At 64.0% G+C, this 16,138-nt stretch carries 16 protein-coding genes; 10 read left to right on the top strand and 6 right to left on the bottom strand.

Going from position 1 to position 16,138, the window contains the following annotated elements:
* Positions 1 to 49 precede the first annotated feature (49 nt).
* Both FYJ28_RS07800 and FYJ28_RS07795 read left to right on the top strand, forming a co-directional pair.
* A complete protein-coding gene (locus tag FYJ28_RS07800) occupies positions 50 to 853 on the top strand; it encodes a purine-nucleoside phosphorylase (protein ID WP_326831590.1) in 804 nt (267 codons plus the stop codon).
* Between the two features lie 29 nt (positions 854 to 882).
* Positions 883 to 2,637: a phospho-sugar mutase gene (locus tag FYJ28_RS07795; protein WP_154578913.1), complete on the top strand. Its 1,755-nt coding sequence runs from the start codon at positions 883 to 885 to the stop codon at positions 2,635 to 2,637.
* A 12-nt stretch (positions 2,638 to 2,649) separates the two neighbouring features.
* Here FYJ28_RS07795 and FYJ28_RS07790 read toward each other — a convergent pair whose 3' ends face one another.
* The 3 genes from FYJ28_RS07790 to FYJ28_RS07780 all read right to left on the bottom strand — a co-directional run bounded on the left by FYJ28_RS07790 (position 2,650) and on the right by FYJ28_RS07780 (position 5,872).
* Entirely contained in the window at positions 2,650 to 4,215 is a 1,566-nt protein-coding gene (locus FYJ28_RS07790) for a putative bifunctional diguanylate cyclase/phosphodiesterase (protein ID WP_055240327.1), read from the bottom strand.
* Positions 4,212 to 4,643 (bottom strand): DUF7793 family protein, encoded by a 432-nt coding sequence (locus FYJ28_RS07785; RefSeq protein WP_152969903.1) that lies wholly within the window; start codon positions 4,641 to 4,643, stop codon positions 4,212 to 4,214. The genes FYJ28_RS07790 and FYJ28_RS07785 overlap by 4 nt, the downstream gene beginning before the upstream one ends.
* A 140-nt stretch (positions 4,644 to 4,783) precedes the next feature.
* The gene (locus FYJ28_RS07780; RefSeq protein WP_154578912.1) at positions 4,784 to 5,872 is read right to left on the bottom strand and encodes a hypothetical protein; all 1,089 of its coding nucleotides are present in this window, start codon (positions 5,870 to 5,872) and stop codon (positions 4,784 to 4,786) included.
* 523 nt (positions 5,873 to 6,395) lie between these two features.
* Here FYJ28_RS07780 and deoC point away from each other — a divergent pair.
* The 3 genes from deoC (at position 6,396) to FYJ28_RS07765 (ending at position 7,731) form a co-directional block, all read left to right on the top strand.
* Positions 6,396 to 7,103, top strand: a complete 708-nt coding sequence (gene deoC, locus FYJ28_RS07775; RefSeq protein ID WP_055240324.1) for a deoxyribose-phosphate aldolase — start codon at positions 6,396 to 6,398, stop codon at positions 7,101 to 7,103.
* 42 nt (positions 7,104 to 7,145) lie between these two features.
* Complete coding sequence (locus FYJ28_RS07770) at positions 7,146 to 7,397, top strand: hypothetical protein (RefSeq protein ID WP_055240323.1); 252 nt, start codon at positions 7,146 to 7,148, stop codon at positions 7,395 to 7,397.
* 196 nt (positions 7,398 to 7,593) lie between these two features.
* Complete coding sequence (locus tag FYJ28_RS07765) at positions 7,594 to 7,731, top strand: hypothetical protein (RefSeq protein ID WP_154578911.1); 138 nt, start codon at positions 7,594 to 7,596, stop codon at positions 7,729 to 7,731.
* Between the two features lie 71 nt (positions 7,732 to 7,802).
* Here FYJ28_RS07765 and FYJ28_RS07760 read toward each other — a convergent pair whose 3' ends face one another.
* Together FYJ28_RS07760 and FYJ28_RS07755 are read right to left on the bottom strand one after the other, a co-directional pair.
* On the bottom strand, positions 7,803 to 8,804 hold the full coding sequence (locus tag FYJ28_RS07760) for an SIS domain-containing protein (protein ID WP_154578910.1): 1,002 nt from the start codon (positions 8,802 to 8,804) through the stop codon (positions 7,803 to 7,805).
* Complete coding sequence (locus FYJ28_RS07755; protein ID WP_154578909.1) at positions 8,783 to 10,003, bottom strand: hypothetical protein; 1,221 nt, start codon at positions 10,001 to 10,003, stop codon at positions 8,783 to 8,785. The genes FYJ28_RS07760 and FYJ28_RS07755 overlap by 22 nt, the downstream gene beginning before the upstream one ends.
* Positions 10,004 to 10,165: 162 nt before the next feature.
* On the opposite strand from FYJ28_RS07755, the gene FYJ28_RS07750 reads away from it, so the two are divergent.
* Genes FYJ28_RS07750 through FYJ28_RS07735 form a run of 4 tightly spaced genes read left to right on the top strand, consistent with a single transcriptional unit; the run spans position 10,166 to position 14,153 of the window.
* On the top strand, positions 10,166 to 11,254 hold the full coding sequence (locus FYJ28_RS07750) for a polyamine ABC transporter substrate-binding protein (RefSeq protein ID WP_082413424.1): 1,089 nt from the start codon (positions 10,166 to 10,168) through the stop codon (positions 11,252 to 11,254).
* A gap of 6 nt (positions 11,255 to 11,260) precedes the next feature.
* Entirely contained in the window at positions 11,261 to 12,163 is a 903-nt protein-coding gene (locus FYJ28_RS07745) for an ABC transporter permease (protein WP_326831589.1), read from the top strand.
* The gene (locus FYJ28_RS07740) at positions 12,160 to 13,002 is read left to right on the top strand and encodes an ABC transporter permease (protein WP_229780336.1); all 843 of its coding nucleotides are present in this window, start codon (positions 12,160 to 12,162) and stop codon (positions 13,000 to 13,002) included. Before FYJ28_RS07745 ends, FYJ28_RS07740 begins: the two co-directional genes overlap by 4 nt.
* Positions 12,999 to 14,153: an ABC transporter ATP-binding protein gene (locus FYJ28_RS07735; RefSeq protein WP_154578908.1), complete on the top strand. Its 1,155-nt coding sequence runs from the start codon at positions 12,999 to 13,001 to the stop codon at positions 14,151 to 14,153. The genes FYJ28_RS07740 and FYJ28_RS07735 overlap by 4 nt, the downstream gene beginning before the upstream one ends.
* Here FYJ28_RS07735 and FYJ28_RS07730 read toward each other — a convergent pair.
* Complete coding sequence (locus FYJ28_RS07730) at positions 14,132 to 14,743, bottom strand: TetR/AcrR family transcriptional regulator (protein ID WP_055240320.1); 612 nt, start codon at positions 14,741 to 14,743, stop codon at positions 14,132 to 14,134. The two genes, FYJ28_RS07735 and FYJ28_RS07730, sit on opposite strands and share 22 nt — an antisense overlap.
* Positions 14,744 to 14,877: 134 nt before the next feature.
* On the opposite strand from FYJ28_RS07730, the gene FYJ28_RS07725 reads away from it, so the two are divergent.
* Positions 14,878 to 16,137 carry a nucleotide disphospho-sugar-binding domain-containing protein gene (locus tag FYJ28_RS07725; RefSeq protein WP_154578907.1) on the top strand — a complete coding sequence of 420 codons (1,260 nt, stop codon included), beginning with the start codon at positions 14,878 to 14,880 and terminating at the stop codon, positions 16,135 to 16,137.
* Position 16,138: the final 1 nt, after the last annotated feature.

The raw sequence follows: 16,138 nt of genomic DNA, 5'->3' as shown, positions 1-16,138 counted from the left end.
GCTGGGGCGGGCACCGGCAGGCCTGCCCAACACACGGTAAGTTGTACGGGTGAGCAACGATGAACCCTTTGAACTTGCCCGGCACGCCGCAGCGTACATTGCCGAGAAAACCGGCGTACCCCGCCATGACATCGCCCTGGTCCTGGGCAGCGGATGGGGTGAGGCCGCTGAACTGATCGGCGAAACCACGGCCACCATCCCGGCGTCGGAAATCCCCGGCTTCTCCGCCCCCGCAGTACAGGGCCATGTTGGAACCATCCGTTCCATCCTGACTCCGGGCGGCAAGCGCGCCCTGGTCCTGGGCGCCCGTACGCACTACTACGAGGGCAAGGGCGTACGCGCCGTCGTCCACGGTGTCCGGACGGCAGCTGCCGCAGGCGCCAAGGTGATGGTGCTGACCAACGGCTGCGGCGGATTGAACCTGGACTGGAAGCCCGGCACCCCCGTGCTGATCAGCGACCACATCAACCTGACCGCCACCTCTCCGCTCGAGGGCGCCACGTTCGTGGACCTCACGGACCTCTACTCTCCCCGGCTACGCGACCTGGCCCGAACCGTTGACCCCACCCTGGCCGAGGGCGTCTATGCCCAGTTCCCCGGCCCGCACTACGAAACCCCGGCCGAAGTCCGCTACGCCAAGACAATCGGCGCGGACCTGGTCGGCATGTCCACCGCGCTGGAAGCCATTGCCGCACGCCACGCCGGAATGGAGGTTTTCGGCATCAGCCTGGTAACGAACCTCGCCGCCGGCATCAGCCCTCAGCCGCTGAGCCACCAGGAAGTTCTGGAAGCAGGCGCCGAAGCAGGTCCCCGCATCTCGCGGCTGCTCGCCGGATTCATCGGCGCCCTCTAGCAACACATACCGATCTACAGGGGTACGACATGAGCCTGACCGCCACGGAACGCAACGAACTGCTGGTTGAAGCCCGGCACTGGGCCGATTCCGACCCGGACCACGCAACTGCAGCCCAGCTGCGCAAACTGCTGGATGAAGCTTCAGCAGAAGGCGCAGCAGCGGAAGCGGCACTGGCGGAGCTGACGGACAGGTTCTCCGGCACTCTGGAGTTCGGTACCGCAGGCCTGCGTGCTGCCCTTGGTGCCGGACCGATGCGGATGAACCGCGCCGTCGTGCGCCGGACCGCGGCGGGTATCGCCTCGTTCCTGCAGGACAAGTCCGAAGGCTGGGTCCCCAGCGCAGTGATTGGCTACGACGCACGCTATAACTCCAAGGCGTTTGCCCTGGAGACTGCGGCAGTTTTCAGCGCTGCCGGCATTGAAGCATTCCTCCTCCCCTGCACTCTTCCGACGCCGGTGCTCGCCTACGCTGTGCGGGCGCTGGACACCGATGCGGGAGTGATGGTCACTGCCAGCCACAACCCGGCCCAGGACAACGGCTACAAGGTCTATCTTGGCGGCCGGACGGTGAAGGGTCCGGGACGCGGCGCGCAGATTGTTCCGCCGTACGACGCCGAGATCGCCGCGCGGATCGACTACACGGTCCCCCTGGGCTCGATTGAGACCGCTCCGGAAGGCTGGACCGAGGTCTCCGAATCGATCGTGGCAGACTACATCAGTGCCGTTGACGGCCTGGTGTCACGGGACGGCTACCCCGCGCGTGACCTCAAGATTGTGCTCACCCCCATGCACGGGGTCGGCGGCGAAACCATGACGGCGGTCCTCCGCGATGCCGGATTCACCTCCGTGAAGCTCGTAGCGGCACAGGCCGAGCCGGACCCTGATTTCCCGACTGTGGCGTTCCCGAACCCGGAAGAACCCGGTGCACTGGACCTCGCCGTCGCAATGGCAGCGGAGACTGACGCGGACATCGTCCTTGCCAACGACCCCGATGCAGACCGTGCGGCCGTCGCCGCGAAGGACCCTTCGACCGGCGAGTGGCGCATGCTGCGCGGTGACGAAACCGGAGCGCTGCTTGGCGCCCACCTCGCCACCCGGATCCGTGCGGGACATCTGAAGCTGCGCGGCGCAGCGGGCCGCCCGCCGGTCTTCGCAAACTCGATTGTCTCTTCCCGGCTGCTTGCCCGCATCGCGGCGTCCGCAGGGTTTGCCCACCACGAAACCCTCACCGGGTTTAAATGGATTTCCCGCGTGCCGGGCCTGGTCTACGGGTACGAGGAAGCACTGGGCTACTGCGTGGCTCCGGGCCTGGTCCGGGACAAGGACGGAATCTCCGCCGGCCTGCTCATCGCCGAACTGGCCGCCTCGCTGAAGGCATCCGGCCGCACGCTGTTCGACATGCTCGACGATCTGGCACTTGAACATGGCCTCCACGCCTCTGACCAGCTCTCGGTGCGGGTCGACGATCTGGCGCTGATTCCGCAGATGATGACGCGTCTGCGGGAGGAGCCTCCGGTCTCGCTGGGCGGCTCAGCCGTAATCTCCGCTGTCGACCTGTCTGCCGGGTCCGCGGATCTCCCGCCCACCGACGGGCTGCTCTACCGTACCCAGGACGACACACGGATCATCGTCCGCCCGTCGGGGACAGAGCCGAAGCTCAAGTGCTATCTGGAGGTCATCGTGCCGGTTGCCGGCGGCGCTGAGCTTCCGGCGGCACGTGCTGCGGCTGCGGACCGGCTGGCTGCGGCGAAGGCGGACATCTCGGCGGCCCTGGGCCTGTAGGGCCGGTGTTCGCTATTCCCCTGCAGCTATTGCCGAGTCAACCAGGGGCAGCGTCGTTCCCGCGGTGATTATCGCCGCGACCTGTTGCCCGGTTAATGGCCTGCTGAAGTAGTAGCCCTGCCCGTTCCGGCAGCCGAGGACCAGGAGATCGGCGGCCTGGTCCAGGGTCTCGATCCCCTCGAAGACGGCTTCCATTCCGGCTGCCTGGATGAGTCCATGGACGGCGTCGACGAAACGGCGCTGTCCAGGATCAGCGCTGATGTCGCGGATGAGGCTGCGGTCCACCTTCACCGTATGGACCGGAAGCCTGCGCAGATAACTGATGGATGAGTATCCGGTGCCGAAATCGTCTATCTCGATCCCGACTCCAAGTGCGTTCAAGGACTTGAGCGAGTACATCTCCACATCACCGCCGCTGACAAACGCGCTCTCGGTGATTTCGATGACCAGTCTCGAGGGGGCGATCCTGGTTTCGGCCAGCGTCTGCCGAACGTGGTCGATGAGATCCAGCCGCTGCAGCTCCATGGCTGACAGGTTGACCCTGACCTTAAAGTCCTCGTCGAGGACCAGTTCATCTTCCCAGCGGGCAAGCTGTTCCAGCGCAGCGCGCAGGACCCACCTGCCCATGTCCAGGATGATGCCTGTCTCCTCGGCAATGGGGATGAAATCGTCGGGCATGATCAGCCCGCGTTCCGGATGCCGCCAGCGGACCAGGGCTTCAACGCCGGTCATCCGGCCCGTCGCGAGTTCAACCACGGGCTGATAATCAAGGAAGAGCTCGCTGCGCCCCACGCCCTCGCGGAGCTCTGCGGCCATGTCCCGGCGAAGTTGGCGGGAGTACAGCATGACCGGTTCAAAGGCCTTGCTCTGGCTGCGGCCTGAGTCCTTGGCAGAATACATAGCGGTGTCCGCGCGCACCATGATGTCCTCGGCGCTCTCACCCGGCAGGGCCGCGTGGACACCAATGCTGGCGTGCGGCCAGACATCGATTTCTTCCACCCGGATGCACTCCCCCAGCGCTTCCTGGATGCGCGCGGCGACGCTCATGGCGGTCGTCAGGCCTGTTTCGGGGAGCAGGACGGCGAACTCGTCACCGCCAAGCCTGGCCACGGTGTCCCCACGGCGGACCGCCCAGCGGATCCTGCGCGCGACCTCCACCAGCACCTGGTCTCCGGTCTGGTGGCCGAAGCTGTCATTGATGTCCTTGAACTCGTCCAAGTCGATCATCAGCACCGCCGGACGCTTGTCGCCGCCGTCTGCGGCCAGCAGGGCCACTGCCAGCTCGTGCATCAGGGCCGTTCGGTTCGCTGTTCCCGTCAGCGCATCGCTCATGGCCATGCGCTGCATTTGCCGGTGCGCGGCTTCCAGCTCCCGGGTCCGGGTTTCAACCCTGTCTTCGAACTCCTGGTATACAGAATTCAGTTCCTCGGCAAGGAGGTTGATCCCGGTGATGACAGCATCAACGTCGTCACGCCTCGGTGAGGTACGAATCCTTGTACTCAGATCGCCCGCAGCGATCCTGACGATGCCATCCACAACCTGCTGGAGCCGTGTGTCCCCCGGTTCGGGTTCCGTCATCGCGCCTTGCCCCTGAGCCAGTTCAGCGCGTCACTCTTCGAGGAAAAATACCTGGTGGGACAGGGCGGCAAGTCACCCCCGAGCAGGAAGTTCGCAATGACCCGGTCAACCTGCGATGAGCCAACTACGGCAACAGCAGAGGCATTGCGTGCCGCGCCGAAGATCTTCCGGGCGGTGCGCGTCAGTGATTCGACCCCGGTCAGCTCAAGCAGCAGCGGGCTGAATCCGGTTCCGGCCAGCCCTTCGAACTCCTTGGCAGCCTGGGCTGCGATGCCTCCGGTTATGACTTCGCCGGCCGGCAGGACGATGGTTACGTGTCCGTCGTCCTGGTAGACCTCTGCGTGGCTCTCCCTGGGTTCTGAAACGCAGTCGTCCGCTGCTGTAGCAGTCTCGTCCGGTATCGGTACAGCACTATCCACCAACGTCATGCCGTCCCCCACCAACCTGTCGCCGCTCGGCATGCAAGGCGAAAAGCTCCGCCTTTTGCCCTATAGATAAAACTCGATGCTTTCCCATGTTTCCCCCCAAAACCCAAAGCTACCTTAGCTATCCCTAAAATCGAGGACAATCAATGGTCGATTTCTTGTCCCATGACACCATGTCCCAAAGACGAAGCGGCACGTCCCGCCCTCTGCTCGGCTCTGGCACGAACCTGGCGGCCAAATTCCCTGGCTAGTTCTTCCCTGGCTACGGCCCCGGCCTTACCAAAGATTTCGGCACTTGTTGTGGCATGGTCGACCGACGCATGAAGGTCACCGTCGTCGGCAATTATTCGCGCGAAAAGCAGCCGGGCATCTCCATGGCTTAGAGGTGAGAGGGCGGCAGACTCGTCGAGTACGGCTGACATTTGACGTCTGGCTGCCGCGATGTCCCCCGTCAGGTAACTCCAGTAAGCACGGATGACTTCAATATCCAGTTCATCCTGACGCGTCCCTCCCGTAATAGAAAGCGCCATTTCTGCCCGTTCAATGCACTGCAGGGTCTCGGGCTCGACCAGGTTGGCGGTCAATCTCATGAACGCAGATGCCTTGTTGAACAACGCCCAGAGGTTCACGTCGTTGCTTGGGGAGAGACTAGAGGCAGCAAGACCGTGGTAATACGTTCCCTCCCGCTCCATGCCTGCCAGGAATGCAACGTTTCCGATAGACCAGTAGGCCTTCCCAGCTTTCTCCAGAACTGCCTCATCACCGACCATCTGTGCGAGAGTTTGCGCCTCATGCCAAGCGTCTTCCAAGTGCCCGCTCTCGCTAAGAACCGCGACCAGCGCCTGCTGCGCCTCAATCCGTCCGCGTCCTCCCATACCGGCCTCTGGCGAATCCAACGCCGCAGACCGGGCAACGACAAGAGCCTCTGGCAAAAGCCCCATGCCCTGAAGCCCCAGCGACATAAGAGCCTTAGCTTTCCCGGCGACTTCCGGGGCGTTTTGGGCCACTGGATGGTCCGCCAGCAACCGTGCTGTCTCAGCGCATCCATCCATAAATCCCAGTTCAAGCTGGCATTCCCCGTACAGGAACATCATCCGCCACCATCCTGCGTCATCATTCCGCAGGGCAGCCGATTCAGCCGCTGTCTTGGCGGCTGCCATGGCTGAAGAGTATTCCCGCCGTTCCCACATTTGCCGGGCCTTGTACTCATTCAGGATGAAGTCACTTGTCATTCAAAGCCACGGAACTTTCTCTGTATGTCGGACTACGTGTCGCGAACGCGAGTTATTCGATTGTGCGCATGCTAGGGCAGTCAGGTCCAACGTTACGTTCCAAGACACTACGAGCCGCTTGGCTCCTCCACAAGATATCCTCAATTCCCAATCTACGGCACAAAAGCCACGAATCGTAGGTATAGTTTTTCCTTGTCAGCAACTCGGCGACACATTCATAGGAGTACGAAATGAAGAAACTGGGGGCATCCCTTCTTCTCGCAGCTGCCGTCACGGCCGTTGGCGTAGCAGCACCCGCAAATGCGGCTCCGTCCTTCGGGAACGGCAACGGTGGCAGTGTTGTATCGCCGCTAGTTGGCTGGTGGCCGAACTAAGTCGTTGAGATGAGGCCGGGCGGCGATTCCGAAATGGATCATCGCCCGGCTTTTCTTACTTAACTGCCCAAGTAACCTTGCCGCCCATCGCGGGCCTGTGCGCAAGGCGTCATATGGGAGACTGGAAGACCAGTTTGGAAAGGACCGCTATGCCCACGAACGCCGCGCCTCAAGAGAATCAGTCCACCGCTGACCTCGCCTCCTACATTGACCACACCCTGCTGAAGCCCGAAGCTTCACGCGAGGACATCCTGCGGGTCTGCGAAGAAGCAGCCCAGTACGGATTCAAGTCCGTCTGTGTAAACCCGCTCTGGGTCTCAACCGTCCACACAGCCCTGAAGGACTCCGGAGTCGACACCTGCTCGGTCATCGGCTTCCCCCTCGGGGCAACCACCACTGAAGTCAAGGTCTTTGAAGCGCAGGGCGCGCTCCAGGACGGAGCAGACGAGATCGACATGGTCATCGATATCGCAGCTGCACGCCGTGGAGACCGGGAAACCCTGGTCCGGGATATCGCCGCCGTCGCCGACGCCGTGCACGAGGCAGGCAGCATCCTGAAGGTCATCATCGAAACCTCACTGCTTACTGATGAGCAGAAGGTCCTTGCCTGCGAAGCTGCCGTAGCCGCGGGAGCCGACTTTGTGAAGACGTCCACCGGATTCAACGGCGGCGGGGCAACCGTTGAGGACGTCGCACTGATGCGCCGTACTGTTGGCCCTGACTTGGGAGTAAAGGCTTCCGGCGGCGTCCGCAGCCGCGAAGATGCCCTCGCAATGATCGACGCGGGCGCCACGCGAATTGGAGCTAGCTCCGGAATCGCTATTGTTAAGGGTGGTAACGGCGGGTCCGGTTACTGATCCGTCCGCCGCGAGAAACTTTTTGAAACGGAGAAACTCCCCATGGCACGAACCAAGGCCAAGCAGCCCACCCACTCGGGCGAAGGACACCTGGTCTCGAACCTCGTCACCTTCATCGTCTTCTTCGGGCTCTTCCTCGCCTCGATTTACGCCCTGAACTGGCTCACCCTCGACGTAGTCTGGCCGATGGTCGTCTGCCTCGTCGTCGGCACCCTCGTGTACCTCGTCCCGTTCATGATGGGCCGCTCGGACACCACCGTGGAGCTTGCAGAGGGCCAGTCCCACAACGAGTAACCTCATATTCGCGCCCCTGCGGAGCTTTGCCGGGACGTAAACGTGAATGAAAACTGCCCGTCAGACACAGTTCTGACGGGCAGTTTTCCGTTTTGGCGACAGCTGCGATTCCAGCGCGCAAATAGGTACCAACCTGCAGAAAACAAGTAGTAAGTACTCTTAGCAATTAGTCCGGCACGTTCTTAAAGTCGTCCGCATGAGCACAACATTGACGCGCAGGGAATGGCGGGCAGAACGCACCCGCCAGTTGCGGTTTACCCGAATTTCCTACTCCACGATCGCTGCCCTTGTGCTGGCCGCGGCCGTGGTGTTCGCGATCGCCATCCAGACATAATCCGGCCGGATCCGGCACCGGACGAGCCTGGTGCCCTCCTGCGACGACTGCGCTCCGTGCTGCCTGCCCCGCTACTGCGCAGCTTCCCGGGACAACCAAGCGCTCCAGGAAAACCCTGGGTCGGTCACGTACCAGTCCCAGGCAACGAGCTCCGGTACCAAGGTCTCCACCAGTGCGGAGACCAGCCACTGCTCCTGGCCGGGATACGTCACCGACACGGATGCTTCCGGGAAACTTCCGCCGACGGCGACGATGCTCGCCCCGCGGGGCACCATCCAGTCCAGTGCCTGCTGGTCCCACCGCGAGCCGTTGAACAGCAGGGCCCGATAATCCAGGGTCTTGGAAAGGTAGACGTCCACGTGGGACCAGTCACCGGTTTCGCTGCCGAATGCAGGCCTGCGCGGAACTTCGCGGATCATCAGTGACCCCTGGGCTGCACTGGAGAACCTTTCCGCCGGGGCCAGCAGGAAGGTGCCGTCCGGCCCCTGCAGGGCCCGGGACACCTCGGGCAGCCACTCGTCCGCACGCTCCAGCAGCGACTGCGTGCCGGCAGCCGCACCTGACGCGGCTTCGGAGAGCACACCGTAGGACGCACCGTAGCGCTCCAGAATCGCAGCTATCACCAGGAGCGAATGCCGGAAGTTGCGGCAGGAGATCCCGGAGACCTCGTCCCCCGCATTCATCAGCACCGTGTAATCGGCCATCTCGGCCAGGGCTGAATCGGGCTTGTTGGTCACTGCTACCAGTCCGCCGCTGCCGCGGTAGCGTTCCGCCGCCGCAAGCACCTCCACACTGGTTCCGGTGGCAGATACAGCAACGACCAGCAGATCCGGCGCCGGTGCGGGCAGCAGCTCCGTGCTGGCCAGTTCCACCTGCACGTTGAGCCCGTCCGCCCGTGCCTTCCGAGCAGCCGTGGCGGCGGCGTAGGCGCTGGAGCCCATTCCCAGAATCAGGATCCGCCCGGCCGGCGGCAGCTCCGCCAAGCCCGGGTAACCGCCGTCGAGCAGGGGAGCCATACGGCCCAGGTAGTCCGGGACCTGCTGCAGGTCCTCTATAAAGCGGGAGGTGTCCATGCGGGCTCCTTTGTCCTTGGTGCACGGGCCGAATCCCGGGCGAATCGGTGGGTTATGGCGCCGTCCGCGGCGTACTGCCAGCGCGGCAGGAAACGGTGGGCGTAAATCAGTTCACGCAGCAGCTGCTCGGCGATCAGGCCTGGAAGCATCGCTTCATCCAGCAGGTCCGGCAACCCCGCCTCCGCGGCGGCCAGCTGGTAGGCCCCCGTGAGCTGCACGCTGGCTTCATCTGCCCAGCCATAGAGCCGCCCGAGGGACGCTTCGTCCGCCGCCTGCAGCCGCTTGGCCGCCACAGAGGCAACCATTTCCAGGCTGGCGGCCAGATGTGCGACGTCGCGGGCTGCACTGTCCGGACGGTCACGTTCGGCGTTGGGCAGCTGCGGATCGCCGTCGAAATCCAAGAGCCAATACTGTTCGCCGGAGCGCAGCACCTGCCCCACGTGCAGGTCGCCATGCAGGTCGAACGCCGGCGCAGCGGTTTCCGGAACAGCTGCCAGCTGCTCCCGGATCCTGCCTGCGCGGTTCGACAGACGGATTCCGGCGTCGCCGCCGGTGAGGGCAAGCGCCACGTCCAGCACACCGTCGGCGCGGGCGCGTACTTCTGCCGCGCCGGGTGCGGGATGTGCCCCGCCGGCAAGCAGTGCCGCGTGCACTTCCGCCGCCAGGCGCCCCAGGGCAGCAGGAAACTCCGGTGCCTTTCCCCCGCGGAACCAGGCTACGACGTCGTCCACAGCCCAGGTCCAGCCGTCACCGGCGTCGGGAATTACGGCACTGAGAAGTGCCAGGGTGCCGCGTCCGTGCTCAGGATGCTCCCAGTCGAGGGAACCGTAATAGCCAGGCACCGAGTCCACGCCTGCATCCGCCAGCCGGGCCAGCAGCCGGGCGGAACGGTCGGCACCGCTCCACTGGCGCACCAGCTTGATGATCTTGTCCCCGCCAACCACCACGGACAGGTTGGTCATATCCACCGGCACCGGAGTTTCCTCCAGGCACTCCCCCGCGGCCAGTGCCGTACGCACCACGTGAAGTTCCCCCACGGAGGCTTTAAGCGCGTCCGGGCTGCCGGAAAGGACGGCGTGCGTGAGGTCCGCGGCGAGGCCTGATCCGGCGGCGGCGGGGAGGCCGGCAGCATCCAGGGCCGTCAGGGCGCCGTCCGTCTCCAGCCGCAAAGAGCCGTGACCGGCCCGCACTTCGTCCATGAATCCACCTTCACATTCCTTGAACTTAGATTCAAGAACCGATTGTTAAATGCTTGTTACACCTGAAAACAACCGTTGTATTCCTTGAACTCTAGTGCAAAGATCATCTCACCACCCACCCGGAGTGTGATCCACGCCATAGCGCGCAGAGTAGGAGCCATCGTGAGTTTCCAGCGCATTACCCGGACCGCAGTTGCAGCATCAGCGGTCTTTGCCCTGTCGGCTTGCGGCGGAGGAAGCGGGTCTTCGGACCTGGATCCCGAAGCCGACATCAGCCAGCAGAAACTTGTAGTAGGCATCTGGGCCGACTACTACCCCGAGGACCTCGCCGAGACTTTCGAAGCGGAGACGGGCGTGCCCGTCCAGATTGTCCACCACGCCACGAACGAAGAGATCATGGCGAAGCTGACTGCCGGCGGTGACTCCGGAATCGACGTCGCCTTCGTCTCCGGCCAGTACGCCCAGGCCCTCAATGAAGGCGGAATGCTCCAGGAACTTGACCACTCCCTGATTCCCAACATTGAGAACCTCTATCCCGAGGCCATGGAAATGGCTTACGACGACGGCAACACCTTCTCCCTGCCCTATACCTGGGGAACCACCGGGCTCTGCTACCGCTCGGATCTGCTCCCGGCGGAGCCTACGTCCTGGAAGGATCTGCTGGAACCGTCAGCCGAAGCATCCGGGAAGACCACCATGCTCTCCACTGAACGCTGGATGGCATTGCCGGCGCTGAAGGCGCTGGGCTACTCGGTTAACTCCGACAACCCGGACGAGCTGGCAGCCGTGAAGGAGCAGCTCACCGCCACCAAGCCCACCCTGCTGTCCTTCGATGACACCACCTTCTACTCCAAGCTCGTCACCGGCGAAGCCGTGCTGACCGAGGCCTGGGACGGCTGGTGCAACTACGGCATTGCCGAGGATCCGAACATCAAGTTCACGGTTCCCGAGGAAGGCAGTGACCTTTGGGTGGACACCATGACCGTACTGAAGTCCTCGCAGAACAAGGAAGCCGCCATGGCGTTCCTGAACTACGTACTGGAGCCGGAGGTTCACTCCTGGGCAGCCGAAAACATCCTCTACAAGGTCCCGAACAAGGCCGCCATGGAGGCACTGGACGCGGAACTGCTTGCCACCTACCCGAACCTGACCGTGACCCCTGCCGAGCTGGCTGAGCAGGAAGTGATTGTTGACCTCGGTGACTACAGCACCGAATACACACGCCTGGCCACGGAAATCTCCGCGAAGTAGCTCTCCGTGCCTGTTACCCGCTCCGCAGCCTCCGGCGCCGCCTGGCGCCGGAGGCTCGCCGGGCTCCCAATCCTCGGGCCCGGCGTCGTGTTCCTGTTTGTGCTGGCCGTCCTGCCCGTTGCGCTGGTCACCGTTTACGCGTTCTTTGAGCGCGGACGGTTTGGCGGCGTCGAATACAACTTCACCCTGGAGAACTTCGTCCGCCTGGCGGACCCGCTGTACCTGGGCGTGGTGCTGAAGTCCATCCTGATTGCCGGTGCCGCCACCGCCATTGCCCTGCTGATCGGCTACCCGGCGGCCCTGTTCATCGCACGCCTGCCCAAGCGCTGGCGCACGCTGGCACTCATCGCCGTCTTGCTCCCGTTCTGGACCAACTTCCTGATCCGCACCTATGCCTGGATCCTGCTGCTGAACAATGCCGGCTGGATCAACCAGGGGCTGCAGTGGCTGGGCATCACCAGCGAACCGGTGGCGATGCTCTATACCGAACCGGCCGTCGTCGTCGGGCTGGTGTACATGTACCTGCCGCTGATGATCCTGCCGCTGTACGCCTCCCTGTCCTCGCAGGACCCGCAGCTGACCGAAGCGGCAACCAACCTGGGATCTTCCCCGTTCCGGGTCTTCCGGACGGTCACCCTGCCGCTGTCCGCCCCGGGCGCCCTGACCGGCTGCATCTTCGTGTTCGTCCCGGCGATGGGCAACTTCATCATTCCGGAACTGATCGGCGGCGGTAAGACCGTCCTGATCGGCAACCTCATCCGCGACCAGTTCCTGAAGGCACGCGACTGGCCGTTCGGCGCAGCCCTGGCGCTGGTCATGACCGCGTTCCTGGTGCTGCTGCTCGTGCTGCAGCAGCGCGCATCCCGCGCCGTCAGCGAAGGCAAGACCCCACGGAAGGCGGGCGCATGAGCACCACCGCAGCCGCGCCGGGCACCCGTCCGGCAGCAGTGAGCATGGTACGACGCCGCGGCGCGCAGCAAGGTAAGGCCTGGCACCTGAGGGTCCCGTTCTGGGCGGCCATCGCGTTCCTGTACCTGCCGATCTTCGTGGTCACGGCCATGTCCTTCAACGCCTCGTCCAACCTCTTCTCCTGGTCCGGGTTCTCGCTGAAGTGGTACGCAGAGGTCTTCCGCTCCCCGGAGATCCTCGCGTCCCTGGGCAACACCCTGGTGGTGGCCGCGGCAGCGGCAGTCCTGGCCACGGTGCTGGGTACCCTGACCGCCGTCGGAATCCACCGCTATACCAGCGGCGGGCTGATCCGCGCGATTGCCATTGCCCCGGCCATGCTGCCGGACCTGCTGCTTGCCATCGGGCTCCTCAGCCTCTTCACGCTGCTGAACTTCACCCTGGGCCTGGTCTCGGTGATCCTGGCGCACACAGTATTCGCGATGGCCTTTGTCACCGCGATCGTCCTGGCCCGGCTGGCCCAGGTGGACCCGTCCCTGGAGGAAGCTTCCCGGGACCTGGGCGCTTCCCCGGCGCGGACCCTGCTGAAGGTGACGGTTCCGCAGCTGGGACCGGCGATCATTTCCGGCGGGCTGCTGGCCTTCACCCTGTCCCTGGATGAATTCGTGATCGCCTTCTTCACCACCAGCCCCACCGTCTCCACCCTGCCCATCAACATCTACTCGATGGTGCGCTTCGGCGTCTCCCCCGAGATCAATGCCCTCGCCACCATGCTGCTCGGTCTGACCGTCCTTGCGGTCCTCGGCACGCAGCGACTGACCAAGATTGCGGATTCACTATGACCACCGGACCTGCCCCCGTTCCCGGTCCCCAGCCGCTGCTTCAGCTGCGCGGACTCAGCCACAGCTACGGTGCCGTCCAGGCCCTGCACGGGATTGACCTGGACATTGCCGGCAACGAGTTCTTTGCCCTGCTGGGACCTTCCGGCTGCGGCAAGAGCACGCTGCTGCGCTCGATTGCCGGCTTCGAGACTCCTGCCGAAGGAGAGATCCTGCTCGACGGCGAACCGCTGACCCGGCTCCCGGCCCACCGACGCCCGGTGAACATGATGTTCCAGTCCTATGCACTGTTCCCCCACCTCAGCGTGGAGAAGAACGTGGCCTACGGGCTGGAGGCAGAAGGCACCGCCAAAACAGAAGTACGCCAGCGGGTCGGCGAAGTCCTGGAGACCATCGGCCTGACCAAGTTCGCCAAACGCCGGCCGGGCCAGCTCTCCGGCGGTCAGCGGCAGCGGGTTGCCCTGGCACGCGCGATCGTCAAGCGGCCGCGCCTGCTGCTGCTGGATGAGCCGCTCTCCGCGCTGGACCGCAAGGTCCGGGCGGAAATGCAGCTGGAACTCAAGCGCCTGCAGCACGAGGCAGGCATGACGTTCGTGGTGGTCACGCATGACCAGGAGGAAGCCATGTCCATGGCGGACCGGGTTGCAGTGCTCAACGCCGGACGGCTGGAACAGGTGGACACCCCCGTTACGCTCTATGCCGCTCCCCGCACCCGGTTCGTGGCCGATTTCATCGGCACCGCCAACCTGCTGGACGGAACCGCCGTCGCCGGGGGCATCAGCCTGGGCTCAGGCCTGGTGGTGGCAGTGGAGCACCAGCTGCCCGCCGGAAGCCCGGCAACCGCCGTCGTACGTCCTGAGGATGTGTCACTGGCTCCTGCCGGTTCCGGCACTCTGGAGGGAACCGTGGTGGACACGTTCTTCCTCGGCGGCACGTCCACGGTTTCCGTGCAGGTCCCGGGGCTGCGGGCGCCCTTCACCGCCAACGTGCGGGCAGTGCAGGTTCCGGAGCGCGGTTCCCGGGTGGGACTGGTGCTGGATGCGGCACGCACGGTTGCCGTGGCGGATGACCGCGACGCCGGAGCGGCGGCCGCTGCGGCCGGAGCCACGCAGGGCGATGCCCGGGGAGCCGCTCAGGAAACTGTCAGCTCATGACCGGTTGCGATCCTCGCGTAGTCAGCGATCAGCGCGGCAGCAGTTTCGGAATCGATGCTGGGGTGGCGGGCAATGATCCGGTAGCCGTAGGCGTCTTCCAGGGCCACCAGGTTCCGGGCCACGGTCAGCGCATCCTGCGCCAGATGGAACTCCCCGCGGGCTGCTCCCTGTTCCAGGACCACCTGGTACATACCCACCTGCCGCTCGTAGAGGGTGGTCAGCAGGCTCGCGGTGACCGGATGGTTGGCAGCGGACCCGCCGAGGGCACACAGCATGGCCACCTGGACGTCGTCCGGCCCGGACGGCAGCCCGGAACGGATCAGCGCCAGCAGCCTGGTGCCCGGATCATCCGGCATGGACGCGAGCATCTGCACCCGGCCCTCGTAGAAGCGTTCCATGACTTCCCGGTTGGCTTCGAGGATCAGGTCGTCGAGGTTCGGGTAGTAGTACAGCACCGCTCCGCTGGTCAGCCCGGCTTCCTCCGCAACACGGTTCAGCCGAGCACCGTCGGGTCCGTGCTTGGCAACCGCCCGCTGTGCGGCCGCCACAATTTCGCTGCGGCGTGCGGTCTGGTTCTTCGGGCGTGCCATGTGAAACCTTCCTCGTTTGCAGATTCACCACAATAAGGCACATCACCCGGAATTATCCAACCTGCAAAAAGTAATTTCCATCACCCGCTGTTTCCAGGAGGCACCCATTGACAAATTCACGGACTTTTCTTTTCATGCCGGAAAGCGCCTACGGCCCCACCAATAACTGCATTGGCATCGGCAATGAACTTCTCAAGCGCGGACACCGCGTTGTGTTCGCGGCGGAATCCTCCTGGCGCGGCAAGCTGGCCCCGCTGGGCTTCGAGGAAGCACTGGTGGACTTCGCCCCGCCGGCGGACGAGGACGCCGGTGCCGGTGACTTCTGGAAGGAATACATCAAAGCCATCTCCCCGGAATTCCGGAAATCGACGCTTGAGCAGGCGGAAACGGTTATCCGGCCCATCTGGGAAGGTGCCATTGACGGCGCAAAGTACTGCGAACCGGAATTGCGCCGGATAATTGCGGAAGTAAATCCCGATGTAATCATCGAGGATAACGTGGTGGCATTTCCTGCACTGGTCACCGCCGGCAAGCCCTTCGTGCGGATCGTCTCCTGCAATCCGCTGGAGGTGCCCGGCCCCGGCATCGCCCCGGCCTATTCCGGGCTGGGCAAGGATGACGAGGGTGCCTGGGCGGAATACCGTGCCGAATACGAACGCACCCACAAGGATCTCTGGGAGGACTTCAACGCCTGGGTCCAGGACCAGGGCGCTCCGGCGCTGCCGCGCCTTGAGTTCATCCACTCCGGCGTGCACAACATCTACGTCTATCCGGAAGAACTCGACTACACCGGCAGCCGCCCGCTGGACGGGAACTGGACCCGGGTGGACTCGGCCGTCCGCGAGACCGAGTCCGCGGTCGAACTGCCCGAACACTTCCTGGATGCGTCCAAGCCGCTGATCTACTTCAGCCTGGGCTCCCTGGGCGGTGCCGACGTCGAACTGATGCAGCGCACCGTGGACATCCTCGGAGCCGCGACGGAGTACAACTTCATTGTTTCCAAGGGCCCGCGCCATGATGAAATCACCCTCGCAGAGAACATGTGGGGTTCGGAGTTCCTGCCGCAGACCCGCATCATTCCCCTGGTGGACCTGGTGATCACCCACGGCGGGAACAACACCACCACCGAAGCCCTGCATTTCGGCAAGCCGATGATCCTGCTGCCGCTGTTCTGGGACCAGTACGACAACGCCCAGCGCGTCCACGAATCCGGCTACGGCCGGCGGCTGGACACCTACACCTGCACGCCGGAAGAACTGCTGGGCACGGTCGCCGAGCTGCTGAATGATACGGACCTCCAGGCCCGCTGCCGTGCAGCCGGGGAACGGATCCGCGCCGCCGACGGCTTGTCCGCAGCGGCCACAGCGCTTGAAAACGTTGCCGCCTCACACTGAC

It is taken from the genome of Arthrobacter sp. BL-252-APC-1A (genome assembly GCF_009696625.1).
Taxonomy (GTDB): Bacteria; Actinomycetota; Actinomycetes; order Actinomycetales; family Micrococcaceae; genus Arthrobacter_B.
This window is presented reverse-complemented; position numbering and strand designations above follow the sequence as displayed.